Here is a 25,992-nt window from a genome sequence, read left to right on the forward strand (position 1 = left end):
ATGCGACGTAAGGCCCTGTCGTTTTTCGCCTGCCCTTGCTGCGCCAGCGACCTGACGCTCCGCACCGATGAACCACCCGACAGCGATGGGCACATACTGGCCGGCGAACTCGCTTGCTCTGGATGCAGTTTGCGCTTCCCCATCCGCGACGGCGTGCCCGTGCTCCTGCCCGACGATGTGGAAGAGGTGAAGCTCGAGACCGCGTCGCGTTTCGCCGACGAATGGCTGCACTGGAGCGATCTTCGCGACTACTACGAGCAGGAATTCTTCGCTTGGCTCGCCCCGCTTACCGCCGCGGACTTCGCCGGCCGAACAGTCTTCGAAGGAGGATGCGGCAAGGGCCGGCACACGGCGATCGTCGCCGCCCACGGCGCGAAGGCGATTGTCTCCATCGACCTCGGCCAGAGTGCCTTTGTGGCGTTCGCCCACACGCGTCACCTGCCCAACGCTCACGTCGTGATCGGAGATCTGCTCCAACCGCCGGTCCACCCGGTTTTCGACCTGGCCTTCTCCGTCGGCGTTCTGCACCATCTACCCGATCCCGCGGCAGGGTTTGCCAGCCTCGCCTCCCGCGTGCGGGATGGCGGGCGAGTCGCGTTCTGGGTCTACGGGCAGGAGGGGAACGAGTGGATCACCCGCTACGTGGACCCGGTGCGCACTGCGCTCACCTCGAAACTACCCGCCCGCCTCCTCCGGGCTGCGTGTGTTCCGCCTTCCGCGTTCCTGTGGGGCGCGATCAAGCTTTTCTATCGCCCCCGCGCCGATGGAAAAGGTCCCGCGAAGCTTCCCTATGGGGACTATTTCGCTTCGATGTACGACTATCCGTTCGACGAGATCCACGCCAACGTCTTCGACCAGCTGGTGACGCCGGTGGCGCATTACCTGCGGGGAGACGAAGTGCTCGCCTGGGTGGCGTCGGGGTTCTACGATGTGGCGGTGCGCTCCCATCGCGGCTATAGCTGGAGCGGCCTGGCTACTGTCGACCGCAGTTCTTCGGGCGCGACGGCAAGCTACTCGGGTCCCGAGCGCGGCGTTCGTGCAGGGGCGTCGCCCGAACCGTCGCGCTGATCTTTGCGGCCGGTTCCCGCCGCCTGAGTTAACGGGACCAGCAAGCCCCGCTTCACCCGGTACTGCCGTCCCCGCCAGGTGACCTTGTCGGAGAAGAATCCTGCTACCCACACCACGAAACTCACCGCATCCCGCAGCGGAACCAGCCACAGGCTTTTCCGCGTGACCGGATCATCCAGTCCCCACGCGCCCGACGTCCACACCTGAGTGAGCCGCAGCGCCAGGTAAGCCAGCAGATACGCCGCCGCGATTCCTGCCGATGGGGCCACCGCCGCCGCCAGCACCGCCCAGGGCAGCCCGAATGTCAGCGCCAGCCCGATATATCCGGCGGGCCTCACGTTTCGCAGCCCGATCGACCAACGCATCTCATGGCGCAGGTACTCACCGATCGTTTCCCGGGGGAACACCATCCAGACCGGCTGACGAGTGAGCTCGATGCGGAATCCGTGCGCCGCGATGCGGTTGCCCAGCTCGAAATCGTCCGAGTGATAATTCACGATCGCCTCGAAGCCGCCGATCGCCTTCAGGCACTGTTTCGTCGTCGCCATCGTCCATCCGAAGGCGAACTGGATCTTGCCTTCCATCTGCTGCGCCACCAGCGCATTGGGCACGGTCTCGGTGGAGAGCGCCAGTCCCTCCAACTCCGCGGCCATGCCGCCGGGTGTCAGGCCGCGAAAGAACGCCGTGACTGCGCCCACTCGCGGATCGGCGAAGTGCGCCGCCACTTCCCGCAGGTAGCCCGGTTCCACCCGAACGTCGCTGTCGGCGATCACCAGCAGGTCGTGCTTGGCCTCCTGCACCAGCTTGCACAGGTTATTCACTTTGGGGTTGGCGCCGAGAGAGGGCACGTCGGTCAACAGGCGGATCGAACGCTGAGGAAAGTCTCGCCGCAACTTCTCGATGAGCGGAATCACCGGATCGTCCGCATCGCTCACCGCGAACAGCAGCTCGTATTCGGGATAATCCAGCCGGCAGAAGCTGGCGAAATTCTCATACCCTTCGCGGTCGAGCCCCCGAACCGGCTTCAGTACGCTGACCGGCGGCGTGAACGAGGGGTCCAGCGGCGGCAGGGACCGTCGTTTGCGGAAGTACTGCCAGCCGCAGTAGGTCGCGAGCAGGTAGTAAGCTAGTGGCGAGAGCGCCGCCAGCAGCGCCGCTCCTCGAAGCAATTGCACAGTCATTCTTGTAGCAGATTCGGCAAGAAATGGTAGGCACGTGGGGACTCGAACCCCAGACGACTATCTTGTCAAGAATGAAGTCACAACGCTGAAGCCCATTGCCTGCCCTGCTTTCCGCATGTTCATGGTACGGAAAAACAGGCCAAAATGGGTGGGTTTGGGTCACGAATTAGTGACGAGTTTCTTGCGGGCAGGCGAACGTGCAGAGCCGAGAAGCGCGATAACCGGTGAGAAGGAGACTTCTCAACAGCTACCTGAGAAGATTCAAATCCTCTAGGGCGGACCAATCAAAGACTAACGGGCGCTTCCCTCCACTTCAAACGTAGGGCCGACTCCAGGTCTGAGTTTGAGCGCTTCATTCAGGAGCGCATCGACCGTCTATTGGGCGGTTCTGAAGGCGACGCCGATCTCACGCTGATCGGCATTCTCGCGTTGCTGTGGCAGGGTCGGCAGCGCGGCAATGAGCTGTTGGGTGTAGGGATGCGAAGGAGAACTGAAGATCCGCTCCGTGCGGTCGCATTCCACGATCTCTCCGTTGCTCAAGATCGCGATGCGGTGGCAGATCGAGGCGACCGAAAGCAGGTCATGCGAGATGTACAGCACCCCCATCCCACGCTCCCGGTTGAGCTTGGCAAAGAGGTTCAGGATCTCGGACTGGGTGATCACGTCCAGCGAGCTGGTGGCTTCGTCCGCGATCAGCAGTGCGGGACAATGCAGCACCGCCATGGCGATCAGCACCCGCTGCGCCTGGCCGACGCTGATCTGTCCCGAGTAGCGCTGGAGGAACTCATCCTCGTACGGCAGGCTGACGCTGGCCAGCGAGCGCACGATGGCGGCGCGGCACTCCGCGGCAGAACTGCCGCTGTGCGCGCGCCATGCTTCTTCGAGCTGCGTGGAAATCTTTAGCGCCGGATTCAGCGACGAAAGCGGGGACTGGAGCACCAAGCTGATCTCGCGTCCACGCACCTTGCGCATCTCCGATTCGCTCAGGGGCATCAGGTCGCGCCCGTTGAAGGTCATTCGGCCATTGACGCGGCCGCCCTTGAACGCGAGCAGCTTCATCAGCGCCAGGGCGATGGTGCTCTTCCCCGACCCGCTCTGGCCGACGAGGCCCAGCACCTCGCCGGGATAGATGTCGAGCGACACGTCGCGCAGCACCCCGGGCTTGTTGGGATAATCCGCGGAGATGCGCGCCGACAGCAATGGCCCATACGACTTCATTATTGCCGCTCCTTGATGACTTCATGCTTCAATGCGAGCCGGTCGACGTTCCAGTACGTCTGCGGCCGGAGCACGACGGGATGCGCGCCGATCAATGCCGACGACACCGCCGACAGAGCATTCCGGTTCACCAGATAAATGAAGGGCGCCTGCTCGTAGACGATCTCCTGCACCTTGTCGAAGCTGGCCTTGCGCTTGGCCGGATCGAGCGCGGCGGCCTGTGCCTGCATGAGCCGGTCGATCTCCGCTTCCCACGCGGTAGCTGGCGTCTTTTGCTTCGGGTTCCACTGGTGGTTCTCGGCGGAGCTGAGCCACACGTTCATCTGTGCGTTGGGATCGAGGTCGGTGTTGACCAGGCCGAGAAGCACGGCTTCGTAGTTGAACTTGTCGGTCATGCGCTCGATCAGCGACGGGAAGTCGAGCGTGACCACGTTCACCTTCATGCCGATCTTGGCCAAGTCCTGCTGGATCATGGCGGCGATGCGCTCGCGGTACTTGTTCCCGGAATTCGTGACGATGGAGAATTCGACCGCATGTCCGGCGCGATCGCGCAGCACTCCGTCCTGGAGCTTGAACCCGTCGCCCTCGAGACGGCGCAGCGCCGCGTCAGGGCTGTACGCGATGGGCTTCAGCCTGGCGTTGAACCAGAACTTGTTGGCGGTCGAGATGGGCCCGATCGCGGGGCGCGCGTGGGAATTGAAAACCACGCGGCAGAGGTCGTCGCGATTGATGGCCTCCGAAACGGCGCGGCGGAACGCCGTCGAGCGGAACCAGTCGCGCTTGTAGCCGTCGATGGGGGCATTCGGCACCTGGTTGAACCACATCTGCTCAGAGTCGAGCGAAGCGCCCGCGTCATGGACGCTGGAGCTGCCCGCCGACGCCAGCCGGTCGTAGAACTCGCTGTCCAGCGTGTTGATAAGGTCGATCTCGCCGCGGCGGAAGCGCAGCGCTTCGATGTCGCGGTTCGACTGGATGTCCATGCGAATCGTGTTCAGGTACGGCAGCGGGCGTCCTGCCGCATCCTTCTTCCAGTAGTTCGGATTGCGCTTCAGCAGGATGTAGGAGCCCGGCTTGTGATCCGCGACGTAGAACGGCCCGAGCACCGCCATCTCCTTCTTCGGCGAGTACGCGGACATGATCGCCACCTGGTCGAAGAGGCGGTCCATCCCCGCGACCGGCGCCGGGAAGGCGATTGTGACCTCGGTCGGCGAGACGGCCTTTGTCCCCGTTGCGCCGGTCCCCGAGCGGAAGGAGTCGCCGGTCGGCGAGTGGGTCGCCGGGTCCATCATCTGAGTGACCGTGTACACGACATCGTCGGCGGTAAAGGGAGTCCCATCGGAAAAAAAGAGATTACTGCGGAGCTTAAAAGTGATGGTGCGGCCGTCCTTGGACACCTTCCACGAGGCCGCCAGTTCGGGTTGAAGCGCCTGGGTATCGCGGTTGACCCGCACCAGCACGCCACCGGTCAGGTAACGCACCGTTTCGGAGGCCTCGTCCTCGACCAACAGCGGGTTGAACGTCTTCGGTTCCGCCCGCAGACAGAAGCGAAGCTCGCCACCCTGGTTCTGCGCCAACGCGGCAAATGGAAGCAGGAGTGCAAGGAGCAGGAACGCAGACACGATCGCTTTGCGGCTCATGCTTGTACCTCTTTGCGGCTAAGAAAGATCTGGAAGCTGCTGACCACCAGGATAAGGAGCAGCAGCGGGACGAATCTCCAGGGTTGATCGCCGAAGCTGACGAAGGATTCCAGCTCGCGCAGCAGGCTGCCCCACGAGGGCAGCGGCTCGGCCACCCCGAGTCCCAGGATCCCAAGGTTCGCTTCGCTCAAAATGAATACGGGGATCGAGATCCAGAACTGCGCGAACAGCACCGGGCGAACGTTCGGTGTGATGTGGAGCGCGAGCAGTCGCCAGGGCGAGATCCCGGAAGCCTGCGCCTGCAACATAAAATCGGAGTGCCGGATAGTCTGTACTTCCGCAGCAACAACACGCGCCGACGCCGCCCAGCCCAGCAGCCCGAGCAGCAGGAACGTGACGGTGACGCTCGTCCCCGGAGACACGTTCAATGGCAGCATCGCTCGCACGATAATAAGCAGGAACAGCCACGGCATCGAAAGAAAAAGATCAGTAACTGCCATGGCTACCTTCTTAGTCGGCCCGCCGACATACCCGGCGATGCCGCCGACGAATGCCGCCAGCAGCGTCGAGAGCAGTGCCGCGGCCGGCGCCAGCAACAGCGACACCCGCGTGCCGTAGAGGAGGCGCGAGAACGAATCGCGTCCCAGGTCGTCGGTTCCGAGCAGGTGATGGCGCGACGGTGCAGCCGAGGGCGCTTCGCGGAACTGGGTTGCGTAATCCGCTGGAGCGAGGAACCCTGTCAGCACGCAAGCCAGCGCCGCCAGCACCAACACCGAAGCGGCGATGCAGCGGACGGCTTTCATCGGCCCTCCGCGCGCAGCGCTTGCGACAGCAAGTCGGAACTCGAGTTCGCCGCCAGGGTGATGACCGTGACCAGCACAGTCAGTGTCACAAGCAGTGGCAGATCGCGCGCGATGGCGGCTTGCCACGCGAGCTGCCCGATTCCCGGAATGCCGCACAGCGCTTCGACCGGGATGCAGGCGCCCAGCGCCAGGCTGACCGAAACCCCCGCCAGCGCGAACAGCGGGCGGGCACACACCGGCAGAACATGCCAGAACAAAACCCGTGAACCCGACAAGCCCTTGGCGCGCGCCATGATCACGTGCGGCATGTCGTAGCTGTCCGCCAGCAGGTTGCGGCAATAGCGGAAGAGCTTGGGAAAGACGACGCACGCGATGGCCAGATACGCCGGGCTCTTGGCCACCACCGTCATGAGTCCCAGCACCGCAGCCGGCACACAGAGAAACGCGCCGCTGAACACTGTCGTCATCACGTCCATGCCCTTGGAGCGGGTCATGGTCGCGACCACGGCTAGCGCAAAAGCCATGATCCAAGCGGCGAGCAGTCCTGCACCCGCGAGCCTGGCGGTCGCGGGCAGGCGCTCGGCGATCAATTTGCGGACGGGTTCGTTCAGCGTCTGGGATTGACCAAGGTCGCCGCGAGCGGCTCGCCCGAGGAATTGGAGATAGAAGTGGACGATGTTGCGCTGTCCGGCGCGCTCGGCTTTGATCGCCGCGATGGTCTCGGGGCTCAGGCGCGGATCAAGTTGCCGCTCATCGACGTCGAAGCCAGGGGCCAGCCGCACCATGGTCGCAGCCAACAGACCACCCAACAGGATGGTGGCGAGCATCGCTGCGATATGCCGGGCTAGCCTGGAGATCCACATTCCTCACCCACTAGTTGATGGTTGCCCTGACGTAAGAAGCGGGCGGAACGGTCACCACCTTGTCGCGATCGTGGTGCACCTGTTTGATCGAATACATGCGGCGGTCGGCTTCCGACAGCAACTGCTCGGCGTCGCTGCCGTCTTCGCCGAAGATGGTGCTGCCCACGCTGACCGAAAGGAAGGCCTCGCCACAGACCTGCCGCCCGATCTCGTTGGCCAAGCCGGTGATCTGCACGATCTTTTCCTGGATGGCTTCGCGGCGCATGCCCGGCATGACGACCACGAACTCGTCGCCGCCCATGCGGGCCACGTAGTCGTACTCGCGGCAGGAAGCCTTCAGTGCCTGGGCAAACATGCGCAGGACCTTGTTCCCTTCCAGGTGCCCGAAGCGATCGTTCACCTGCTTGAACTCGTCGAGGTCGCAGACCATCAGGGCAAGAGAGGTGCGCGCACGCTTGCAGCGGGCGATCTCGGAATCCAGATGGAGGAAGAGCGAGCGCGCATTCGGCAGGCCGGTCAGGTAGTCGGTGGTAGCGGAGGTCTCGGCTTGCTGGTACTTGAGGGCGTTCTCGATCGCCAATCCGACCTTTGAGCTGATGGCCAGCAGGATGCGGAGTTGGTCGCGCGGGAAGGCATCGATATCGGCCTTATACAGCGACAACACGCCGACCACACCGTTCATGCCCTTCAGCGGCACTGCGAGCGCGGAGCGCAGCGTGGTGGACTGTCCCGGGTCCTTGAAATAGCTGGGCTCGACCGAGGGATTGCCGTTCAGGATCGGGCGACAGTGTTGCGCCACCCATCCGGAAAGGCCTTTGCCCAGCGGGATGTTGGTAGAACCGAACAGGCGGAAATTGTCACCGCTGACGTATTCGGGAACGAGCTCACGGTCGCGGACGATGTACACCGCGATGGAATCGTAGGGAACGAGTTTCTGTAGGCGCACTCCCAGCAGCGACAAGGTTTCGCCCAGGCTTAGCGAGCTGCCCAGTTCGTGACTGAGCTCGAACAGAGTGTGCGCTTCCTGCCGGGCGGCGGCGATGGCGCCCAAGAACCCATCCTCGTTCGGCTCCTGGGCCGAAGCGTGGGCATGCTCGAAGCCGGTCGCCGGAGATTCGCCCCGGGCGACGATCAGGTCCGTGGTCAGGTGCTTCTCCGGGCGCTGCGACACCGCCATGCGTTCCAGTTCCACGTAGCGGCGGGAAAGTATGTCGACCACCGCGGGATCGAATTCTTTGCCGGAAAGCCGGGCTACTTCCTTCATGGCGTCGTCCAGCGGCAACGCGCGCCGGTACTGCCGGTGCGAGGCCAGCGCGTCCAGGCAATCCACCACCGAAAGGATACGGGCGCCGATCGGGATCGCTTCGCCCTTCACCCCGAACGGGTAACCGCTGCCGTCCCATTTCTCGTGGTGCGCGAGGACGATCGGCACCACCGGATAGGGGAATGAAACGCGCTCCAGGATCTCGGCCCCGACCAGGGGGTGGATCTTCATCTTCTCGAATTCTTCGGGGGTCAGCCGGCCCGGCTTGTTGATGATGTGCTCGGGAACGGCGAGCTTGCCGATGTCATGCAGCAAGGCGGCTGCACGCAGGGCTTCAATCTCCTGCTCCGGTAATCCCAGTTCCTTGCCGATCTCGACCGCGTACACGCGTACGCGCTGCAGGTGGTCGTGGGTCGTGTGGTCCTTCGCTTCGATGGCCAACGCCAACGCTTCAATGGTGCGCAGGTGCAGCGATGCCATCTCCTCTACATGCCGCTTCTCGTCTTCCAGGCGGCCGAGGTAGAGGCGATACGATCGGTAGAGCCAGTACACGACCGGCAGCACCATCAGCGAAGTGTGCCATCCGATCCGCTGGTTGATGAAACTGACCAGTCCCGCGATGCCGGCCCCGACCAGGTAGTACGGCAGAGACCAGAAGTAGCATTCGGCCCAGGTCGTCCGCAGCGACTTGTGTTCCGTCATCGTAATGACGATGGCGACCGGGATCGTATTGAACAGGAAGTACGCGAACGCGGCTGCAACCAGCATGAGCGAGGTCTTGCCATGGAATAACCGCATGCTGTGCTGGTACGTCCAGAACGACACGGCGATGGCCGGCGCCATCATGCTGAGTACGTTGAAGATCACCTGAATGGGTTTAACCTTGTTGCGGACCTTCCAGAAGCACTGCACCACGGTCGCCGCGCAGCCGATCACGAGGGTCTCCGGCAGCGACAGCTCCAGGACGCCGATGAGGATGAACAGGAAGGTCACCGACATGGTGCCGTTGATGCCCGGCAACTCGACCCGCATCCGTGACGCCAGCACCGCCAGCAGGACGTAACAGGCAAATCGCACCGGATCGGCGGATTGCCAATGGGAGAGAGCTGAATAGGCGATGGCCGCGCCGATGGCGGCGGTCGCGACAACGTAGGCCCGCGTCTTCAGGTCCATAGAGGAAGCCTCTTCAGTGCTGCTGTCGCACGTTCCGTACCACTGCGGTTCCACAGCTCTAGTATTTTGTGCTTTATTTTCAGTTAGTTACATGAATGCGAACGAGGGGTTTGCAGGCCGCCTGAGGCTGCCTGGGACAACTTGTCGCATCCTGAGATGGGGGCTGAGACAGTATGGCTCTACTGCGAGATAGGCTTGGGCGAGCCGGAGGACGGTTCCCCAGGGCTCGCCTCGCCTTTCTAGCCTTTAGTCCCCATCCGTAGCCGCTGCCCGCAGGGTTGCGGCGGGATACGCCCGGCCCGGAGCCTTGCGTGCCATGACCGCGGCCACCCGGCCGCAGATCGTCTTGTAGGAGAGGTAGATCCCGGCCATCACCGGCAACAGCATGAGCGGCACGTGCCATCCGACATACGCCACCGCCGTGATGAAGATCGTGCCCAGACCCGCGCTCGCCACGTAGTACGGAAAGGTCCACTGGAAGATCGAATACCAGGTCTTGAAGACATCCCCGCCTTCAGTGAGCGTGATGATGACCGCCACGGGTACGGTATTGGCCAGGAAGTAGGCGCACGCCGACACGGTCAGCAGCACCGGGAAATTCGAAGCCTGCCGTCCCCAGAACGGCGCATGGAAGGTTGCGAACGCGGCCCCAGCCGAGATCGCCATCAAACAGAAGTTGAACCATACCTGGACTGCCGCGGGACGCTTCTCAGCCGCCAACAGCGACTGCACCAGCGAACATCCGCAGGCCACGATCAGCGATTCGAACAGCGACATCTGACATGCGGCGATCACGATGAACGGCATGTTCACCGACATCGCTCCCGTCATTCCGGGAAGCCGCACTTTCATTCTCGAGGCGATCAGTGCCACGGCCAGGAACGAACCGAACCGCAGCAGGTCCGATGATCCGAGATGCAGCGCGCCGTAGCCCAGTACCGCCAATCCGATGAGAGAGACGACGACTATGAAACCCTTCGCTTGTGCTTTCACGATTTCCTCCTTTCTTCGCGATTTCGAAGGGTCATTGAATCGTCGGATCTGCGGGGTCGTCCGTGTCGCCGTCGTAGTCAACGCTCATCGCGTCGGTAGTCGCCGTGCCCCACGTTACGCTAGTCCCCCATGTGACGCTGGTGCCCCAGACGATGCTGGAAGCGGTTGAAGTGCTGCTACCCCATACCAGCGACGTACCCCAGACGATGCTGCTGCCGGTCACGTCGGTGCCCGCGAAAGCCGAGGTGCCCCACACCACCGAGGTACCCCAGGTCACGCTCGTGCCCCAGGTGACCGACTGGTCGAAGACCAGGGTCGTCGTACTGTTGTTCGCATTGAAAACGGCTGTGGGCGATTTCGCCGCGCCCACGTTCGCTCCGGCCAGGTCGGTGCTGTTCAGTGCAGCCATGACATCAAGATAGCCGGCGCCGACCGTGAACACGTCATTTTCAAGAGTGCGCAAACTCAGGTTCTTTGTATCCACCCAGCGGGTATACCGCGGCAGGCTCTTGCTCGCCGTCTTCATCAGGCGGGCCTTCACCTGGTCCGGCGTAAGGGTCGGGTCCTGCTGGATCAGCAGCGCGGCAGCGCCCGCAACCATGGGCGACGCCATGCTGGTGCCGTTGAGGCGGAAGTAGTTGCTGGACATTGCGAGGACGGGCCCGGACGTATAGTACGAGACGGGGACCTTGCCAGCCGGGTTCAGGTTCACCAGGGTCGTGCCTTTTGTCATGACCGAGGCGATCCGGTTGCCGGGCGCCACGATGTCAGGCTTGGCGATGTGATCGATGAGCGACGGCCCCTTGGAGCTGTAGGTCGTCATGACGTCGTCAGCGCGGTTGCTATCGCCGCGCATATTGGTGGCGCCAACGGTGATGACGTACGGATCGTTGCCGGGAACCGTGATGGTGCCGTACCCGTCGTTGCCGTTGGTGTTGTCGCGGCCGTAGTTGCCGGCGGCTACCACCACCACGATGCCCGCGTTCCAGGCCTGTTCGACGGCCTGGCACAGAGGATCGAGCGTGTAGCTCTCCCAGATGCCGCGGCCCACCGACAGGTTGATGACGCGGATGTTGTAGGTGTCCTTCAACTGGATGGCGCGCTGGATCGCGGCGATGATGCTGCTATCGTTGCCCGCTCCGTCGGCCGAGAGCACGCGCAGGTCGATGAGGTTGACGTTCGGGGCGACGCCGTGGATGACGACATCGCAGTTCGCGCACGAGGAAGCCGCGCCGTTGCCGCCCACGATGCCGGCCACGTGCGTTCCGTGCTCGTACAGATCAGCCGCGTTCGCCCCTCCATCGCTGGCGAAATTCTCGCGGTACACGATGCGCGACTGCGTCCCGTCCTGGGTCATGAAATCCGGGTTGTCGCTGATGCCGCTATCGATGACTGCGACTCCGACGCCCGTACCGTCATAGCCGTACGACAGGGCGATGTCGGCCCCCAGGGTCGCAACCGCCTTGTCCATCATGCGGGTGTTGGGGCGGTTCAGCGAGATGTACCGGATGTGCCTGTCCCGGTTGAGGAGCGTCTTCAGCGCCCCACACGGCAGCGACAGGTGGCGGGTCCGGATGAACCCAAAGTGCGCCCTCTTGGTCGCGCGGACGTCGTTCGCCGCCCGGTCCGAATCGGCGCCCGGCTGCCGGTCATACTGCACCAGCACCTCGACCTTGGTGCCCGGAGTGCTGCAGACACTCTGCAGGTCCTGCGATAGCTGGGTCTTCCAGTCCGCTAAGGCCGTGCCTGTCGCCATACAGGCGACGAATATGGCGGTGAATATGACGCGAGCTACTTTTCCTGTGATGTAGCGCATAGTGTGCTTGCTCCTACTATTTTCGGAACTACCAAGATGTGTGCCCATGGTGCTCATTAGTTCGCACCCCGCGCATTCTTCGAACCTGGGCCCTGGGCTGACATGCTTTTGGACACGGCCGACGTGCGCAGGACTGCGCCCGGTTGGATCGTGTTGCTCATCCACAGTGCCCGGCTTCCCCAAACCGCCGAGCTCCTCCAGATCATCGGGCTACCCAAAAAAGCCTCACGGGCGGATGTGACCATCTTGCCTCCCCAGACGGCGGAGCATGTCCACTCCGGCGCCTGGTCCCCTGTGATCATCAGCGTGATATCGACAGCTTTCATCTCTGTGCTCCAAGGCACGTCGAGGTGACGAGCGAAACTGCTAAATGCAAGAGCGTGGCCAGTAGCTAAGTTGTTGAATCGCAAGGCGGGCTGAAACGCCACAAGTCTGAGCTGCGCCACTTTGGCGTGACGAAGATGCCACTTTGTCTGGACGTGGCCGTAGCTAGAAAGCCAACCCCCTTGGTGACTGGAGTAATCGAAAGGTCACCTTTTTCTCTCGACAAAGGTTTGGAAATCGAGCTAAATGCCTATCAATCAGGAAAATGACCGTGATGACAGCGAGCAGCGTGCCTATTCGCGTGCACGAGATGGAGATGGTGGTCGCCAGCGAACCCATGCGCCTGGTGATGGCGATGGTGGAGCGGGTGGCAGCCACTCCTGGGGCCGTGCTCATTACGGGCGAGACTGGCGTGGGAAAGGAACTGGTCGCGCGCGCGATCCATTCTTATTCAATGCGCTGCGCCAAGCCTTGGGTGGACGTGAATTGCGCCGCCATCCCCGAGCACCTGGTGGAGAGTGAACTCTTCGGATACGAAAAGGGCGCCTTCAGCGGGGCCGACGCGGCGAAAGCCGGACTGTTCGAACTGGCCGACAAAGGCACCCTGTTCCTGGACGAGATCGGCGAACTCGATCCCAAGGTGCAGGTCAAGCTGCTGCGCGTGTTGGACGGCGTCCCCTACTACCGATTGGGCGGCAATCGAAAAGTGTCGGTGGACGTGCGTATCGTGGCCGCGACGAATCGCCCCCTGGAAGAGGCGGTCCGATTCGGACGTTTCCGCCGCGACCTGTATCACCGCCTGTCGCAGTTCCAGATCCGAGTGCCGGCGCTCCGGGAGCGTCCCGAGGACATTCCCGTGCTCGCCGAGATGTTCCTTCGCCAGAACTGCGACGCGCAGTTCTCTCCGGAGGCGCTGGAAGCGCTGAGCGCCTACGCCTGGCCGGGCAATGTTCGCGAATTGCGCAATGTGGTGATGAAGATGTCGGTGGTCGCCCGCGAGGGACGCGTCGAACCCGGCGACATTCCCTCCGAGATGGTCGACCGCAACGCGGTCTCGATCCCGCCGCCGGTGCCGGTGCGGGCCACCGGGGCAGATCTGGGAGAACTGGAGCGCCAGACGATCCTGCGCACCCTTCATCAGGCCGGCGGCCACCAGGGCGTCGCCTCCAAGATGCTGGGGATCTCGCGTCGTACGCTCAGCCGAAAGCTGAAGCAGTACCGCATCGAAGGATCTGAGGAGACGCTCCGCATCGAGCCGCCGCCGAATCCGCCCGATCCGCAGGACCAGTATTTTCGCATCGACTTGCAGGTGCCGGTCCGGATCCGCGACAGCAAGGGAAACGTGCACGAATTCACGACGGTGAATGTCAGCATGGGAGGCATTGCTCTGGAGGGCGTCAAGAACCCCTTCGCCCTGAGCCGCGACTTTATCGTGTCGCTCCAGATCCCGGACGGACCCACGATCGAATCCACTGCGAAGCTGGTCTGGGCCGACATCAATGGCAGGGCCGGCGTGAACTTCGTGGAACTTCCCGAGGGAACTCACGAACACCTGCGGAAATGGATCGCCAGCCACCAGCAACAAGAGGCCTGGGATCCTGCTACACACTAACTCCCCGCACAAGCGGCATCAGATACACTGCTACGGAACATGGCCTCGCGGATCGGCTGCCGCTGTCTACCACGAGGATTCAATGAGTTAGGGCAGAAAAATGGTAGGCACGTGGGGACTCGAACCCCAGACCTCTACCGTGTCAAGAATGAGGTCACAGACGTAAATCCCTTTGCCTGCCTTGCTTTCCGCATTTTCATAGCCCCAAGAAACGGCCCGATTTTGGCGAGTTTTGGTGACGAATTGGTGACGAGTTTTTGCCGGACTTCCAGGATCAGCTCTCAGACCGTGGGACTCATCGCTCCCACCGTTTGCTGCGCAAAAGTGTTGCGGCAAAGGATGTGGCACTCCGAAGACCTCGGAAAGGGTGGGCCCGCCCAAGTTTACTAAGTCTTTATGGACTCTTAATTCGAACTTTACGAACTCTGTTATCAAATGACGGTAGCCGGATTCTGCCGGCGGGAGACAAAATGACTTCAACCCTCGCGTCATTGGGCTTCCTCGTACTGACATTTCTGCTGCTCAGTCGAGCCTCCGCCTGCCAGCCAGAGAATAGCCACTACAAACGACAACATCGGGTAAGCCAGTTTGCTAGCCGCAGGAGCGAACAAAAGTCGGATGACAACCCGCTGGCAGAAAGAAAATCAATGCCATCCTTGCGGCAGGTGTGATTGGGCGGCAACTGGGGCGCCTGTTGTGGATCCAAAGTCGATTAAGCGAAGATCGCCGCGTGCACGTCTGATAAGCGAACCTGAGGTCATCCTCACCTCAAGGCAACCTGCGAACCACAACCACATCCTCTCCATCTGCTTTTTCCACCCCGACAGGTTATGAATGCAAGCACTAATCCAATATGGCGCTTTCCTCCTGCTCCTCACGCTGTTGGTCAAGCCTCTCGGCGGCTACATGGCACGTGTTTTCCAGGGACAGCGGACATTCTTGGATCCGGTGCTGAAACCCGTAGAACGTCTTCTGTACAGAATCACCGCTGTCGATGATCAGCAGGAGATGGACTGGAAGGAATATGCGGTCTCGTTTGTGCTGTTTGGCTTGTGTGGAACTGTTTTTCTTTATGGAATCCTGCGCCTGCAGCGATTCCTGCCCTGGTTCTATCCCACTTATCAGAACGCGCCATTGACGCAGGACCTGGCGATGAACACGGCGATAAGTTTCTCCACCACCACCACCTGGCAGGCTTACAGCGGTGAGACGACGATGAGCTACTTCAGTCAGATGGCCGGCCTGACTGCCCAGAATTTCCTGGCCGGGGCGGCTGGACTCGCCGTCGGCATGGCGTTCATCCGCGGGCTCGCTCGGCAAATGACAGACAAGCTGGGCAACTTTTGGGTCGATCTTGCGCGCGCCATGCTGTGGGTGCTGCTTCCCCTCGCACTCGCCGGCGCTCTTGTCCTGGTGTGGCAAGGCGTGCCCATGAATTTCCACCCCTACACAGAAGTAACAACGGTTGAAGGGGCAAGGCAGACCATCGCGCAGGGACCGGTTGCCGCCCTGGAGATCATCAAGAACCTCGGCACCAATGGCGGCGGGTTCTTCAATGCGAATGGGGCTCATCCCTACGAAAACCCGACCCCATTGACGAACCTGATCGCCATGCTGGCCATCGCACTGCTTCCGGCCGCGTTCACCAATACCTTCGGCCGCATGATTGGCAATCCGAGGCAGGGATGGATGCTTTACGCAGTGATGACGGTGCTGTTCGTCACCGGGCTCGGGGTGTGCGGGTGGTCAGAGCAACAAGGTAACCGCATCCTCGCGAAGCAAGCGCACGTGCAGGCCAGGTCCACCGCGGACCAGGCCGGCGGCAACATGGAAGGCAAGGAGGTAAGGTTTGGCATCGCGCAGTCTGTCTTAACCGCTGTGGTGACCTCCAACGGCGCGACCGGTTCTTACAACTCGATGCATGACAGCTACACGCCGCTGGGCGGAGCGATGCTGCTGGTCAACATGCTGCTGGGCGAGATCGTCTACGGGGGGCTTGGCACAGGTCTTTACAGCATCATTCTGATCGCCCTGCTGGGCCTGCTGCTGGCGGGACTGATGGTGGGCCGAACACCGCAGTATCTCGGCAAGACGATCGGACCATCGGAAGCAAAGATGCTGACGCTCTACGTGCTCGCAGGTCCGATGGCCATTCTTCCGTTCACCGCGATCGCAGTCGTTACCCAGGCGGGCCTGGCAGGTCTCACGACCAATACGGGGGCACACGGATTCACGGAGATCATTTTCGCTTTCGCCTCTTGTATGGCCAACAACGGCCAGAGCTTTGCAGGGCTGAATGCCAATACGCCGTTCTATAACCTGACCACTGCGATGGCCATGATGGTGGGCCGCTTCGGCCTGGCTATTCCGGCGTTGGCGCTCGCCGGACTCTTTGCCGGACAATCCCGCCGTTATGGCGGGATCGGAACCATCCCCACCGACACGATCGTTTTCGCCCTCCTGCTGCTCGCCACCGCACTCATCGTGTGCGGTCTGAGCTTCTTCCCGGCGCTGACCCTCGGGCCGGTGCTGGAACACCTGGCGGGCTTCAGACCTCTGGCTTGAAACGCACTGCAGCATCACATGATTGCGAGCCGTGCGTTAGGGAGTGCGAGTTTGACGCATGACTTTCGAGCGGCGGCAGACCAAGCGCCACGAGCGAAATATGTGCGACCCTCATTGCCGCCTATCCGAATCTCTCCGCGCTTGTGAGATCGAGTTCCCGATTCGATGCATTACGAATTCTTTACGGCCTCATTATCCATTTCTTATGCGCTCCGTATTCCAATGAACTGTGAAGTGGGTGCACGCACGGACGTAAGCGCGCGCGCCTCTACCAGGTGCTGGAATGCTGACGATGGTCCTAGTTGCTGTCGTATGTGTAGCAGCTGAGCTTTTCCTCATTCGATTTCTCATCGCGCTAATCGCAGAATCACGGAATTCTGTGCGCCTTAGCGCTACGGTGGTGCATCAGCTGCGCTCACAAACTCGCCAGAACTACTCTGTTCTGGCATCTGGTGCAGCCCGAACGAAGCCCAACCAATATCAAGGCGCGTCGGTAGTTCCAATCACTGCAAGCGACGCCCACCGAATACTAAACGCCGGAAGATAATAATGACGCGGGAATTGTCTACGAAACGATCTGTCGGCAGGATGTGAAAAAGGAAGGAAGTATGCGTGCGTGGGTGTGGGTTATCTCGGTCATAGCTGTTGCGATCGTCAGTTTTGCGGCGGGTTTCCGCCTCGGGAAGCGCGCCGGACAATCGATTTCCGCGGGTGCGTCGTCCCTGGGGGTAGCCCAATTGAAGGAAACAGTGTTGGCGCTGCGCGCGCGTGTGGAGCAACTCGAAAACCGGCGTAAGAGCGCTCCAGTCGCGTCCGGCCAATATGTGGCGGGACGCAAGGACTACCGCAAATGACTGCTCCCGTGAGCCGTTGTCCAGCAAGGCTGCAGTTCTTGGGGACACTAGTCTGGATCCTCAAGGCAGCGGTTCTTGCTGTGCTATGTGTGCAACCGCTCTTAGCACAAATCGGCCAGGATGAAGTCCACTTCCTTCCGCCATCGAGGCCAGCCCGCCTAGCTGAACACCAGGCGACGCTGAAAACTAACGTCGATCTGGTACTGGTACATGTCACCGTTACCGACTCCAAAGACCGCATCGTAAGCAACCTGCAGGCAGGCGACTTTTCGGTTCTTGACGGCAAGCATCCGCAAAACATTCGCTATTTATCGTCAGAAGACGCGCCCATCTCGATAGCTGTCATCTTCGATGCAAGCGGCAGCATGCGGAACAAACTTGATCAAGCTCGCGACGCCGCAATCGAATTCTTCAGGTACTCCAATCCGCAAGACGAATTCGCTGTAGTCACGTTTGCCGACACGCCGCGCTTGCTGGCGGGGTTTTCTGACTCCGTCCCTGACATCGAATCGGTTTTACATCCCATTCAGGCTGATGGCGAGACGGCGCTTTGGGACGCCGTTTATCTCGGGCTCGGCGAGATGCGAAAAGCGCGCTTTAGCAAGAAGGCACTCCTGGTGATCTCTGATGGCGGAGATAACCACAGCCGCTCCACGGAAGCTGAAATTAAGTCGGCCCTGAGAGAGGCGGACGTGCAGCTCTATGCCATCGACATCTTCGAAAGATATCCGAAGACACCCGAAGAGAGATCAGGACTGCTGTTTCTTGATGAGGTGACAAGTCTCACGGGCGGACGCGTCTTCCTGACCCATGACTCGAACGAACTGCATCGGGCTGTGAGGCAGATCAGCGATGCATTGCGGACGCAGTACGTGCTTGGCTACTTACCAGGGCAATCAGCACGAAACGGAAAGTGGCACAAGATCAAGGTAGAGCTGAAACACCCCAACCCGAGAAAACTTCGAGCCTACGCCAAGAAAGGCTATTACGGCTCTTTTGACAGATACCCACCGCCGTTACCACCCGCAGAAGCAGTGAAGTAAAACGCAGTTTGAAAGTTGAGGAGACACACAAACATGAGCCCCTTGTTGCAAAAGGTCGTAGCGCAGTCCGTGATCCGTTCGATAGTAATCCTGAGCCTCACATCGGTTGCTCCCCGCGGTTACGCCCAGAGCGTGGCAGAACCGGCACCGGATCAGTCGGTTCGTAGCGTGAGTGCTGCCGCTGAATCGTCCAGCCAATCGACTGGCGCGGCAGATACCGCGATACCGCCCGCGGTCGCGAAGGAGCTTAAGGCGATGAAAGATCGCATCGCGCAGCTCGAGTCCGAGTTGAAGACTGGCAAGGCACCACAAATGCCCGCAACGCCCGTGGAAACCTCAAAGGCGACCGCGCCTAAACAACCAGAGGTCCCAGCACACGAGGGCCAACCAGAGGTGACGGCGCCCTTCGCCTACGCTGACTGGACTTGGCTCAACGGCAACCCGCGCAACAAGGATGCGGTGTGGGACTCCAAATTCTTCACCCCCGAAATCAGGTTCGACACCCACTTCGTGCACAGCTTCAATCACCCACAGGACGACACGATGGGCGGGTCTACCGAAATCTTTCGGTCCAACGAAATCCAGTTGGAGCAGATCAGCTTTGGCGGCGACTTCCACTGGCAGAACGTTCGGGGCCGGATCTTGACCATGAATGGAATGTTCGCAACCACGACCCCACGGAACGACGCCAGCGCCGGTCGCGGCCAATGGGCGCTTCGTGGTGCTTACCGCTACGTTTCGGAAGCGTGGGGCGGATACCACTTCGATGTGAACCATGGGCTCAACATCGACGCGGGAATCTTTGTTTCCTACATCGGCCTGTTCAGCTACTACAACTTCGATAACTGGACCTACCAGCCGTCCTACGTGTCGTCCAACACGCCGTGGTTCTTCAACGGCATCCGCATCCAGTGGTTTCCCACCGACAAGCTGAAGATCGAGCCCTGGATCATCAACGGATGGCAATCTTACGGGAGGATCGGCAGCAAACCCGGGCTGGGAGGACAGATCCTGTACCGTCCCAAACCATGGCTCTCGCTCGTCTTCAACAACTACGGGATGGGTGAGGACACCCTCGGTACCGGAAACGGCCAGTTTGGCCGCACGCGCATCCACACCGACGACAGCGTTGAGATTAAGTACTACGACAGACCGGAAAAGTTCCTAGACAAGATGGCGTTCTCTCTGACCGGCGATCTGGGTTGCGAGTACGGCGGCCCTCCGGGAGCAAACACGAATTGCTACCACAACACCCCGACCAGCTTTAAGCAGACATTTGCCGGCTGGATGCTCTACAACCGCTGGTGGTTCAAGAAGGACTTGTACGCCATCACGATCGGCGGCGGGGCGATGAGTAACCCCGGGCGGTACCTGACGCTGATGCCGCCCATCAATGGAGCAGACGCAATCTCCGGCTCCCCTTACTTTACGGCTAATCCCGGTGACCCGTTCAAAGGCTGGGATGGCTCCATCACGTATGACTGGATGCCCAAGCAGTACATCACCTTCCGTTCGGAGTTCGGCTATCGCCACGCCAACGTGCCGTACTGGAGCGGCCGCGGCGGGATCACGCCTCCGGGTGGAAACACGGGTTCTCCCAGCGTTTTCGCGGGCGGAAACAGCGGCAGCCCTGGCCAAGTAGTGCCCGGAACTACCTTCGTGCCAGGCCCGTACTTGTCCGCTACGCCGGGGTTCACTTGCGTTGCGGGAGCGACCGGCTGGTGCCCCGATCTGCGCAAGGATGAGGCCAGCGTGAGGTTCGCCATCATGGTCAAGTTCTAGTCCTGGTGTGAAGCGGGCGTGCTGCTTCGCAGTTACGAAGGCACGCCCGCTTTGATTATTGGGAAGCTTCGAACGGCTGCTGCCGTTGGGCGGATATTTGTCATGAAAAGCAAAGGTTTGGAGATCGGTTATCTCCTTCTCGCCGTTCCTTTATTGCTGGCGCTGGTCGGCTGTAGCCGAGCGCATGGCGATGCGGCTGCGGAGGCGCCGCCTCCCGCCAAGGTCGTTCCCGATGTGGACGTCAACCTTTTGTCTGTGGACCACCCGGAGCAGTTTCCGCTCAGCGCCGTGACTGAGCACACTGCAACTTCGCGATTGGTGGTGACCGGTGCCGTGACCCCCGACATCGCTCGCAATGTTCCCGTCATATCGCTGGCTACTGGCCGGGTGGTGGCCATTCACGCGCGACTGGGGGATATCGTTAAGAAAGGCCAGTTATTGCTGACCATTCGCAGCGACGATGTCGCAGGCGGCTTCTCCGATTACCGCAAAGCCGTCTCCGCCGAAGCCCTGACCCGCACCCAACTGGAGCGTGTCACCGACCTTTACAAACACGGCGCCAACTCGCTGAACGATCTCCAGGTCGCCGAAGATGCGGAAAACCGGGCCAAGATCGATCTCGAAACCACAGCCGAGCATCTCCGCCTGCTGGGCAACGACCCCGATCATCCGAAGGTCATGGTGGACATCTATGCGCCTGTCTCGGGCGTGATCACCGACCAGCAAGTCACCAACGCAGCTGGCGTACAGGCATTAGGCGCCAGCCCCTTCACCATTTCCGACCTGTCCTACATCTGGGTGGTATGCGATGTGTACGAAAACGATCTGGCTAACGTCCACCTTGACGAGAGCGCTGAAATCGCCGTGAACGCATACCCGGATCAGGTGATCAAGGGCCGGATCAGCAACATTGGCGCAGTCCTCGATCCCAGTATTCGGACCGCGAAGGTGCGCCTCGAAGTCCGCAATCCCGGAATGTTGCGCATCGGTATGTTTGTGACAGCCACGTTCCACGGCCTGAAGAAGGAAACTCACACCGTCATTCCGGCGACTGCGATCTTGCACCTTCATGACCGCGACTGGGTCTATGTGCCGACGGTGGACAATAAGTTCCGCCGGGTGGAAGTCGTCAGCGGTGAACCTGTATCGAGCGAGATGCAGGAGGTTGTCTCAGGACTGAAACCAGGCGAACGGGTGGTCACGAACGCACTCGTCCTCGAGCACACGGTCAATCAATAAGTGAAAGGCAGGGCGGGCTCTCCCCCAGGGAACAGCTAATGATCCGGTTTGTCGTAGACTTTGCGCTCAACAACCGCTTTGTTGTGCTGGCGACTGTCGTCCTTTTGCTGGTCTGGGGTGCGGTCTCGTTTCATAACCTGCCCGTCGAAGCCTATCCCGACATCGCGGACAATTATGTAACGGTCATTACGCAATGGCCGGGCCGCGCCGCAGAAGAGGTGGAACAGCAGGTCACGATCCCCGTTGAAAAGCAGATGAACGGGATCCCGCATCTTTTGCATCTTCGCTCGGAGTCGATCTTCGGCCTGTCGTTCGTGATCCTGATCTTCGACGACCAGTCGAACAACGACTGGAACCGCCAGAAAGTCCTGGAGAGACTCTTGCAAGTCGATCTGCCTCCTGGATTGCAGCCCCAGATGGGTACGGACTGGAGCACGACGGGGCAGATCTATTGGTACGTCCTGCGCAGCACCAACCCCCGGATCGACCTCATGGACCTCAAGTCGATCCAGGACTGGACAGTCGAGAAGGAGCTCAAGTCGGTTCCGGACATTGTTGAAGTCAGTAGCTTCGGCGGCACAACCCGCGAATATCAGGTACGCCTCGATCCCAACAAGCTGGTCTCGTATGGATTGACCGTTGGCCAGGTCGAGCAGCAGTTGGCCAACAATAACGTGAATGCGGGCGGCAGCTTCGTGGAGACCGGCCTGCAACAGATGAACGTCCGCACCATCGGGCTTCTCAGTACCGTCAAAGACATTGAGCAAACGGTCTTGATCGCCAAGAGCGGGACCGCTCTTCGGGTCAAAGACATCGCGGAGGTGACCCAGGGTCCAAAGATCCGCCTCGGCCGCGAGGGAAGGGCCGTTCATCGCGCGGATGGCGTGATCGTAGACAACGACGATGTCATCTTTGCGCAGGTGATGATGCGCAAAGGTGCAAACTCCGCGCCTACGCTGGCAAAGCTCCACGCCAAAGTGGACCAGCTCAACAATGGGATCCTTCCTCGCGGCGTGAAGATGGAGCGGATGATCGACCGCAGCGATCTCCTTCATTACACCCTGCATACCGTGCTGCACAACCTGGTGGAAGGGATGATCCTGGTGACTCTCATCCTTTTGCTCTTCCTTGCCAATGTTCGTGCCGCTTTCATTGTTGCGCTCACCATCCCGTTCTCCCTGCTGTTCGCTTCCATCTGGCTTGATGTGAGCAAGATGGACGTGAATCTTCTTTCCCTCGGGGCCCTCGACTTTGGAATGGTGGTGGACGGCGCCGTGGTCATGGTGGAGAACATCGTTCGGCACCTCAGCCGCAGAAATGGCTCCGAATCCACCGCGGTAAGAACACTACCCGAAACCATACGCAACGCCGCCCACGAAGTTCAACGCCCGGTGTTTTTCGCCATCGCCATCATCATCACGGCATACTTGCCGATCTTCACGCTGCAACGGATAGAGGGCCGGCTATTCCGGCCCATGGCCTGGACGGTTGCCTTCGCTCTTTTCGGAGCCCTGCTTTTCTCGATCCTGGTCGCACCGGTTCTCTGCGGCCTGTTGTTCCGCAAGGAGATCCGGGAACGTCGCAACCGAGTGATGGAATTCCTGACCAAGCACTATCGCAGGCGCCTGCGGTGGGCCATTGCCCATCACTGGATCACGCTCGGAACCGGTGTAGCTCTCTTTGTGCTGACACTGTTTCTGGTGTTTAGCGGGATCATCGGTTCGGAGTTCCTGCCTCATCTGGACGAAGGCGCGATCTGGCTACGCGGTTCACTGGAGCAAAGTACAAGTCTCACGGAAGGGGTGCACTTCATGAACCGGGCGCGCCTCGTTCTTGCCTCATTTCCGGAGGTGACCCAGGTGGTGTCGGAAGTGGGACGTCCCGATGACGGCACCGACACTGGCGGGTTCGGCAACACCGAGTACTTGGTTGACTTGAAGCCGAAGGAGCAATGGAGGGCGGTGTTTCATCAGGACAAGGAGGCGCTGATCGCCGCCATGAATCGCGAGATCGAGAAACTCCCGGGAGCTACCTGGAATTTCTCGCAACCGATCGAAGATAACGTGGGTGAGGCCGAAAGCGGCACAAAAGGCCATCTTGCCGTAAAACTTCTGGGGACCGACCTAAGGACGCTGGACGCGAAGGGCGCAGAGGTCGCTGCCGCGATGGCCCCCGTCCCGGGGATCAAAGACCTAAAGGTATTTCCGCTCGTTGGGCAGCCCAACCTCAATTTCACCATCGACCGGCTCCAGGCTGCCCGCTTCGGGATCAATGTGGTGGACATCCAGGACGCCATCGAGACCGCCGTGGGCGGAAAGGCTGTGAGTCAAGTCCTCGAGGGCGAGGCGCGATACGACGTGGTGGTGCGGTATCAGGAGCCCTATCGCAATACCAAGGAGGCCATCGCCAAAGTCCGGCTGCCTTCTCCATCGGGGGAACGAGTCTCCCTGGCACAGCTCACCAAGGTTACGGTTCGAGATGGTGCATACGACATCTACCGTGAAGGGAACAGCCGTTATGTCGCCGTGACGTTCAGCGTGCGGGGCCGCGACCTGGGCACCACCGTCGAAGAAGCCATGAAGCGGATCGATGACAAGGTGAAGCTTCCGGCGGGCTATCGCCTGGAATGGGCAGGCGAATATGAGAGCCAGCAACGAGCGAACAAACGGCTAGAACTCATTGTTCCGCTCACCATCATGCTCATTTTCATGATTCTCCATGCGCTGTTCAAGTCGGTGAAATGGTCGTTGCTGGTTCTTGGAACCGTGGCGTTGGCCCCGATCGGCGGCTTGTTGGCGCTGCTGGTGACGGGGACGAACTTCAGTGTTTCTTCCGGAGTTGGGTTTCTGGCGCTGTTTGGAGTCTCCGTGCAGGTCGGAGTCATCATGCTCGACTACATCAACCAACTCCGGGCGCGAGGACAGTCCATTCAGCAGGCGGCGGTAGAGGGTGCCATTCTGAGGCTTCGACCCATCATGATGACCATGCTGGTCGCGACCTTGGGCTTGCTGCCGGCGGCGATGTCACACGCGATCGGTTCGGATTCCCAGCGGCCCTTCGCCATCGTCATTGTCGGCGGTCTGGTTGCGGCTTTGGTGCTGAGCATCTTCATACTGCCCACCGTGTACGTTTGGGTCGCTCGCCCGGGCGATGTCCTTCCAGACGCGAAGGAGGCCGCCGAATATTCATGAGGAACAGAGACCTGCTGAGGTATCGGATACAAAAGTTGCGTTGGGTGTGCTGTTTTGTTCTGCTGACCAGCGCGGGCGTTATGGCTCAGACGCCATCACCCATGACCTGGGAACAGGTGCGCGAACGTCTTGAACTGAACAATCCAACCCTGTTAGCAGGCAAGCTGAACATCGATGAGTCCAAGGCGCAGGAGATCACGGCGTTTCTGCGTCCCAATCCGCAGTTCACGGTGGCATCGGACGGGACCCAGGTGATTCCGACTCCCAAGGATCCCGCCACGGGGGCGCTGAACCCCTGGCAGCCGTTCGTCGGCTCTTATGAATCCGGGGCCCTCAGCTATCTACACGAGCGTCAGCACAAGCGGGAATTGCGCCTGGGAAGCGCCCAGAAAGCGACGCAGATCGCCGTCTCCACCCAGGCCGATCTGGAGAGGAGTCTCCTCTTCGGCCTGCGCAGCGCGTTCGTCTCAACCCTTCAGGCCAAGGCGGTGCTTCAGCTGGCGAAAGACAACCTGGCGTACTACGACCACGTCCTCGACATCAGCCGGATCCGCTTCAAGGACGGCGACATCGCGCAGATCGATCTCGACCGCCTCGAACTGCAGCGCGTGCAGTTCGAATCCGACTTGCAGACGGCCGAAGTGAATCTGCGCACGTCCAAGATCGCGCTGCTCACGCTCCTCAACGATCGCACTCCGGTGGAGCAATTCGACGTCAGCGGGCCCTTCGACTTCAGCGAGCAACTCTTGCCCCGTGACGAGTTCCGGAAGATTGCTCTGGATAGCCGACCCGACTTGCGGGCCGCCGTTCAAGCCGTGGACAAAGCCCACACCGACCACGACCTGGCCGTAGCGAACGGCTCAACCGATCCGACGCTCAGCAGTTGGTGGACACACAGTGGCTCGTACAACTTCTCGCCCGGTCCGGTCTATGGCCGCCACACTCTCGGTGCGAGTGTCAGCGTGCCCCTCCGCATCTTCGATCGCAACCAGGGAGAGAAACTGCGCACGAAACTCGATATCACGCGCAACGAAAGACTGCGCGATGCCGCCGAAGCACAGGTGTTCAGCGACGTAGACTCCGGCCACGCCACCCTGGCCAGCACCTTGATCTTGTTGCGGCCATACAAGGCCAGGTACCTGCAGCAATCAGTGCGCGTACGGGACACGGTCTACTACTCCTATCAACATGGCGCGGCTTCCCTGCTTGATTTCTTGAGCGCCGAAAGTGAGTACCGCACCGTGCAACTGAATTACGTGAACCTGGTCGGCTCTTACTTGACGGCTGCAGCCCAATTGAATCAGGCCGTGGGCCGGGAGGTGATCCAATGAAAAGGTATCTCGAGCGGTCGCAGGGAGTGAGGCAA

17 protein-coding genes are annotated in these 25,992 nt (G+C 60.7%); 9 read left to right on the forward strand and 8 right to left on the reverse strand.

What is annotated here, in order from left to right; genetic code table 11:
* On the forward strand, nt 1–1,068 hold the full coding sequence (locus LAN37_00640; GenBank protein MBZ5645711.1) for a methyltransferase domain-containing protein: 1,068 nt from the start codon (nt 1–3) through the stop codon (nt 1,066–1,068).
* Here LAN37_00640 and hpnI read toward each other — a convergent pair.
* From hpnI to LAN37_00680, 8 genes are all read right to left on the reverse strand, one after another.
* Nucleotides 1,011–2,249 (reverse strand): bacteriohopanetetrol glucosamine biosynthesis glycosyltransferase HpnI, encoded by a 1,239-nt coding sequence (hpnI, locus tag LAN37_00645; protein MBZ5645712.1) that lies wholly within the window; start codon nt 2,247–2,249, stop codon nt 1,011–1,013. The two genes, LAN37_00640 and hpnI, sit on opposite strands and share 58 nt — an antisense overlap.
* 375 nt (nt 2,250–2,624) lie before the next feature.
* On the reverse strand, nt 2,625–3,467 hold the full coding sequence (locus LAN37_00650; protein MBZ5645713.1) for an ABC transporter ATP-binding protein: 843 nt from the start codon (nt 3,465–3,467) through the stop codon (nt 2,625–2,627).
* Nucleotides 3,467–5,104 carry an ABC transporter substrate-binding protein gene (locus LAN37_00655; protein MBZ5645714.1) on the reverse strand — a complete coding sequence of 546 codons (1,638 nt, stop codon included), beginning with the start codon at nt 5,102–5,104 and terminating at the stop codon, nt 3,467–3,469. Before LAN37_00655 ends, LAN37_00650 begins: the two co-directional genes overlap by 1 nt.
* Nucleotides 5,101–5,907 carry an ABC transporter permease gene (locus LAN37_00660; GenBank protein MBZ5645715.1) on the reverse strand — a complete coding sequence of 269 codons (807 nt, stop codon included), beginning with the start codon at nt 5,905–5,907 and terminating at the stop codon, nt 5,101–5,103. Before LAN37_00660 ends, LAN37_00655 begins: the two co-directional genes overlap by 4 nt.
* Entirely contained in the window at nt 5,904–6,770 is an 867-nt protein-coding gene (locus tag LAN37_00665) for an ABC transporter permease (protein ID MBZ5645716.1), read from the reverse strand. Before LAN37_00665 ends, LAN37_00660 begins: the two co-directional genes overlap by 4 nt.
* A gap of 10 nt (nt 6,771–6,780) precedes the next feature.
* Nucleotides 6,781–9,207: a diguanylate cyclase gene (locus tag LAN37_00670; GenBank protein ID MBZ5645717.1), complete on the reverse strand. Its 2,427-nt coding sequence runs from the start codon at nt 9,205–9,207 to the stop codon at nt 6,781–6,783.
* A gap of 246 nt (nt 9,208–9,453) precedes the next feature.
* Complete coding sequence (locus tag LAN37_00675) at nt 9,454–10,200, reverse strand: hypothetical protein (GenBank protein MBZ5645718.1); 747 nt, start codon at nt 10,198–10,200, stop codon at nt 9,454–9,456.
* Between the two features lie 31 nt (nt 10,201–10,231).
* Entirely contained in the window at nt 10,232–12,016 is a 1,785-nt protein-coding gene (locus tag LAN37_00680; protein MBZ5645719.1) for a S8 family serine peptidase, read from the reverse strand.
* A 598-nt stretch (nt 12,017–12,614) separates the two neighbouring features.
* On the opposite strand from LAN37_00680, the gene LAN37_00685 reads away from it, so the two are divergent.
* The 8 genes from LAN37_00685 (at nt 12,615) to LAN37_00720 (ending at nt 25,957) form a co-directional block, all read left to right on the forward strand.
* Complete coding sequence (locus LAN37_00685) at nt 12,615–13,952, forward strand: sigma 54-interacting transcriptional regulator (protein MBZ5645720.1); 1,338 nt, start codon at nt 12,615–12,617, stop codon at nt 13,950–13,952.
* A gap of 834 nt (nt 13,953–14,786) precedes the next feature.
* A complete protein-coding gene (gene kdpA / locus LAN37_00690; protein ID MBZ5645721.1) occupies nt 14,787–16,517 on the forward strand; it encodes a potassium-transporting ATPase subunit KdpA in 1,731 nt (576 codons plus the stop codon).
* A gap of 608 nt (nt 16,518–17,125) precedes the next feature.
* On the forward strand, nt 17,126–17,371 hold the full coding sequence (locus LAN37_00695) for a hypothetical protein (protein MBZ5645722.1): 246 nt from the start codon (nt 17,126–17,128) through the stop codon (nt 17,369–17,371).
* Between the two features lie 38 nt (nt 17,372–17,409).
* Nucleotides 17,410–18,414, forward strand: a complete 1,005-nt coding sequence (locus LAN37_00700; protein MBZ5645723.1) for a VWA domain-containing protein — start codon at nt 17,410–17,412, stop codon at nt 18,412–18,414.
* 33 nt (nt 18,415–18,447) lie between these two features.
* Nucleotides 18,448–20,196: a porin gene (locus LAN37_00705; protein ID MBZ5645724.1), complete on the forward strand. Its 1,749-nt coding sequence runs from the start codon at nt 18,448–18,450 to the stop codon at nt 20,194–20,196.
* 102 nt (nt 20,197–20,298) lie between these two features.
* Nucleotides 20,299–21,435 carry an efflux RND transporter periplasmic adaptor subunit gene (locus tag LAN37_00710; GenBank protein ID MBZ5645725.1) on the forward strand — a complete coding sequence of 379 codons (1,137 nt, stop codon included), beginning with the start codon at nt 20,299–20,301 and terminating at the stop codon, nt 21,433–21,435.
* A 38-nt stretch (nt 21,436–21,473) separates the two neighbouring features.
* Nucleotides 21,474–24,626, forward strand: coding sequence for a CusA/CzcA family heavy metal efflux RND transporter (locus LAN37_00715; GenBank protein ID MBZ5645726.1), 3,153 nt, complete (start codon nt 21,474–21,476; stop codon nt 24,624–24,626).
* Nucleotides 24,623–25,957 carry a TolC family protein gene (locus tag LAN37_00720; GenBank protein ID MBZ5645727.1) on the forward strand — a complete coding sequence of 445 codons (1,335 nt, stop codon included), beginning with the start codon at nt 24,623–24,625 and terminating at the stop codon, nt 25,955–25,957. The genes LAN37_00715 and LAN37_00720 overlap by 4 nt, the downstream gene beginning before the upstream one ends.
* The last annotated feature ends 35 nt before the right edge of the window (nt 25,958–25,992 follow it).

It is taken from the genome of Terriglobia bacterium (genome assembly GCA_020073495.1).
Lineage (GTDB): Bacteria > Acidobacteriota > Terriglobia > Terriglobales > Acidobacteriaceae > JAIQFD01.

Excerpts from the sequence above, each read along its gene's own strand:
- LAN37_00640 (MBZ5645711.1), top strand. The coding sequence starts at position 1 with ATGCGACGTAAGGCCCTGTCGTTTTTCGCCTGCCCTTGCTGCGCCAGC.
- hpnI (MBZ5645712.1), bottom strand. The coding sequence starts at position 2,249 with ATGACTGTGCAATTGCTTCGAGGAGCGGCGCTGCTGGCGGCGCTCTCG.
- LAN37_00650 (MBZ5645713.1), bottom strand. The coding sequence starts at position 3,467 with ATGAAGTCGTATGGGCCATTGCTGTCGGCGCGCATCTCCGCGGATTAT.
- LAN37_00655 (MBZ5645714.1), bottom strand. The coding sequence starts at position 5,104 with ATGAGCCGCAAAGCGATCGTGTCTGCGTTCCTGCTCCTTGCACTCCTG.
- LAN37_00660 (MBZ5645715.1), bottom strand. The coding sequence starts at position 5,907 with ATGAAAGCCGTCCGCTGCATCGCCGCTTCGGTGTTGGTGCTGGCGGCG.
- LAN37_00665 (MBZ5645716.1), bottom strand. The coding sequence starts at position 6,770 with ATGTGGATCTCCAGGCTAGCCCGGCATATCGCAGCGATGCTCGCCACC.
- LAN37_00670 (MBZ5645717.1), bottom strand. The coding sequence starts at position 9,207 with ATGGACCTGAAGACGCGGGCCTACGTTGTCGCGACCGCCGCCATCGGC.
- LAN37_00680 (MBZ5645719.1), bottom strand. The coding sequence starts at position 12,016 with ATGCGCTACATCACAGGAAAAGTAGCTCGCGTCATATTCACCGCCATA.
- LAN37_00685 (MBZ5645720.1), top strand. The coding sequence starts at position 12,615 with ATGACAGCGAGCAGCGTGCCTATTCGCGTGCACGAGATGGAGATGGTG.
- kdpA (MBZ5645721.1), top strand. The coding sequence starts at position 14,787 with ATGCAAGCACTAATCCAATATGGCGCTTTCCTCCTGCTCCTCACGCTG.
- LAN37_00695 (MBZ5645722.1), top strand. The coding sequence starts at position 17,126 with ATGCGTGCGTGGGTGTGGGTTATCTCGGTCATAGCTGTTGCGATCGTC.
- LAN37_00705 (MBZ5645724.1), top strand. The coding sequence starts at position 18,448 with ATGAGCCCCTTGTTGCAAAAGGTCGTAGCGCAGTCCGTGATCCGTTCG.
- LAN37_00710 (MBZ5645725.1), top strand. The coding sequence starts at position 20,299 with ATGAAAAGCAAAGGTTTGGAGATCGGTTATCTCCTTCTCGCCGTTCCT.
- LAN37_00715 (MBZ5645726.1), top strand. The coding sequence starts at position 21,474 with ATGATCCGGTTTGTCGTAGACTTTGCGCTCAACAACCGCTTTGTTGTG.
- LAN37_00720 (MBZ5645727.1), top strand. The coding sequence starts at position 24,623 with ATGAGGAACAGAGACCTGCTGAGGTATCGGATACAAAAGTTGCGTTGG.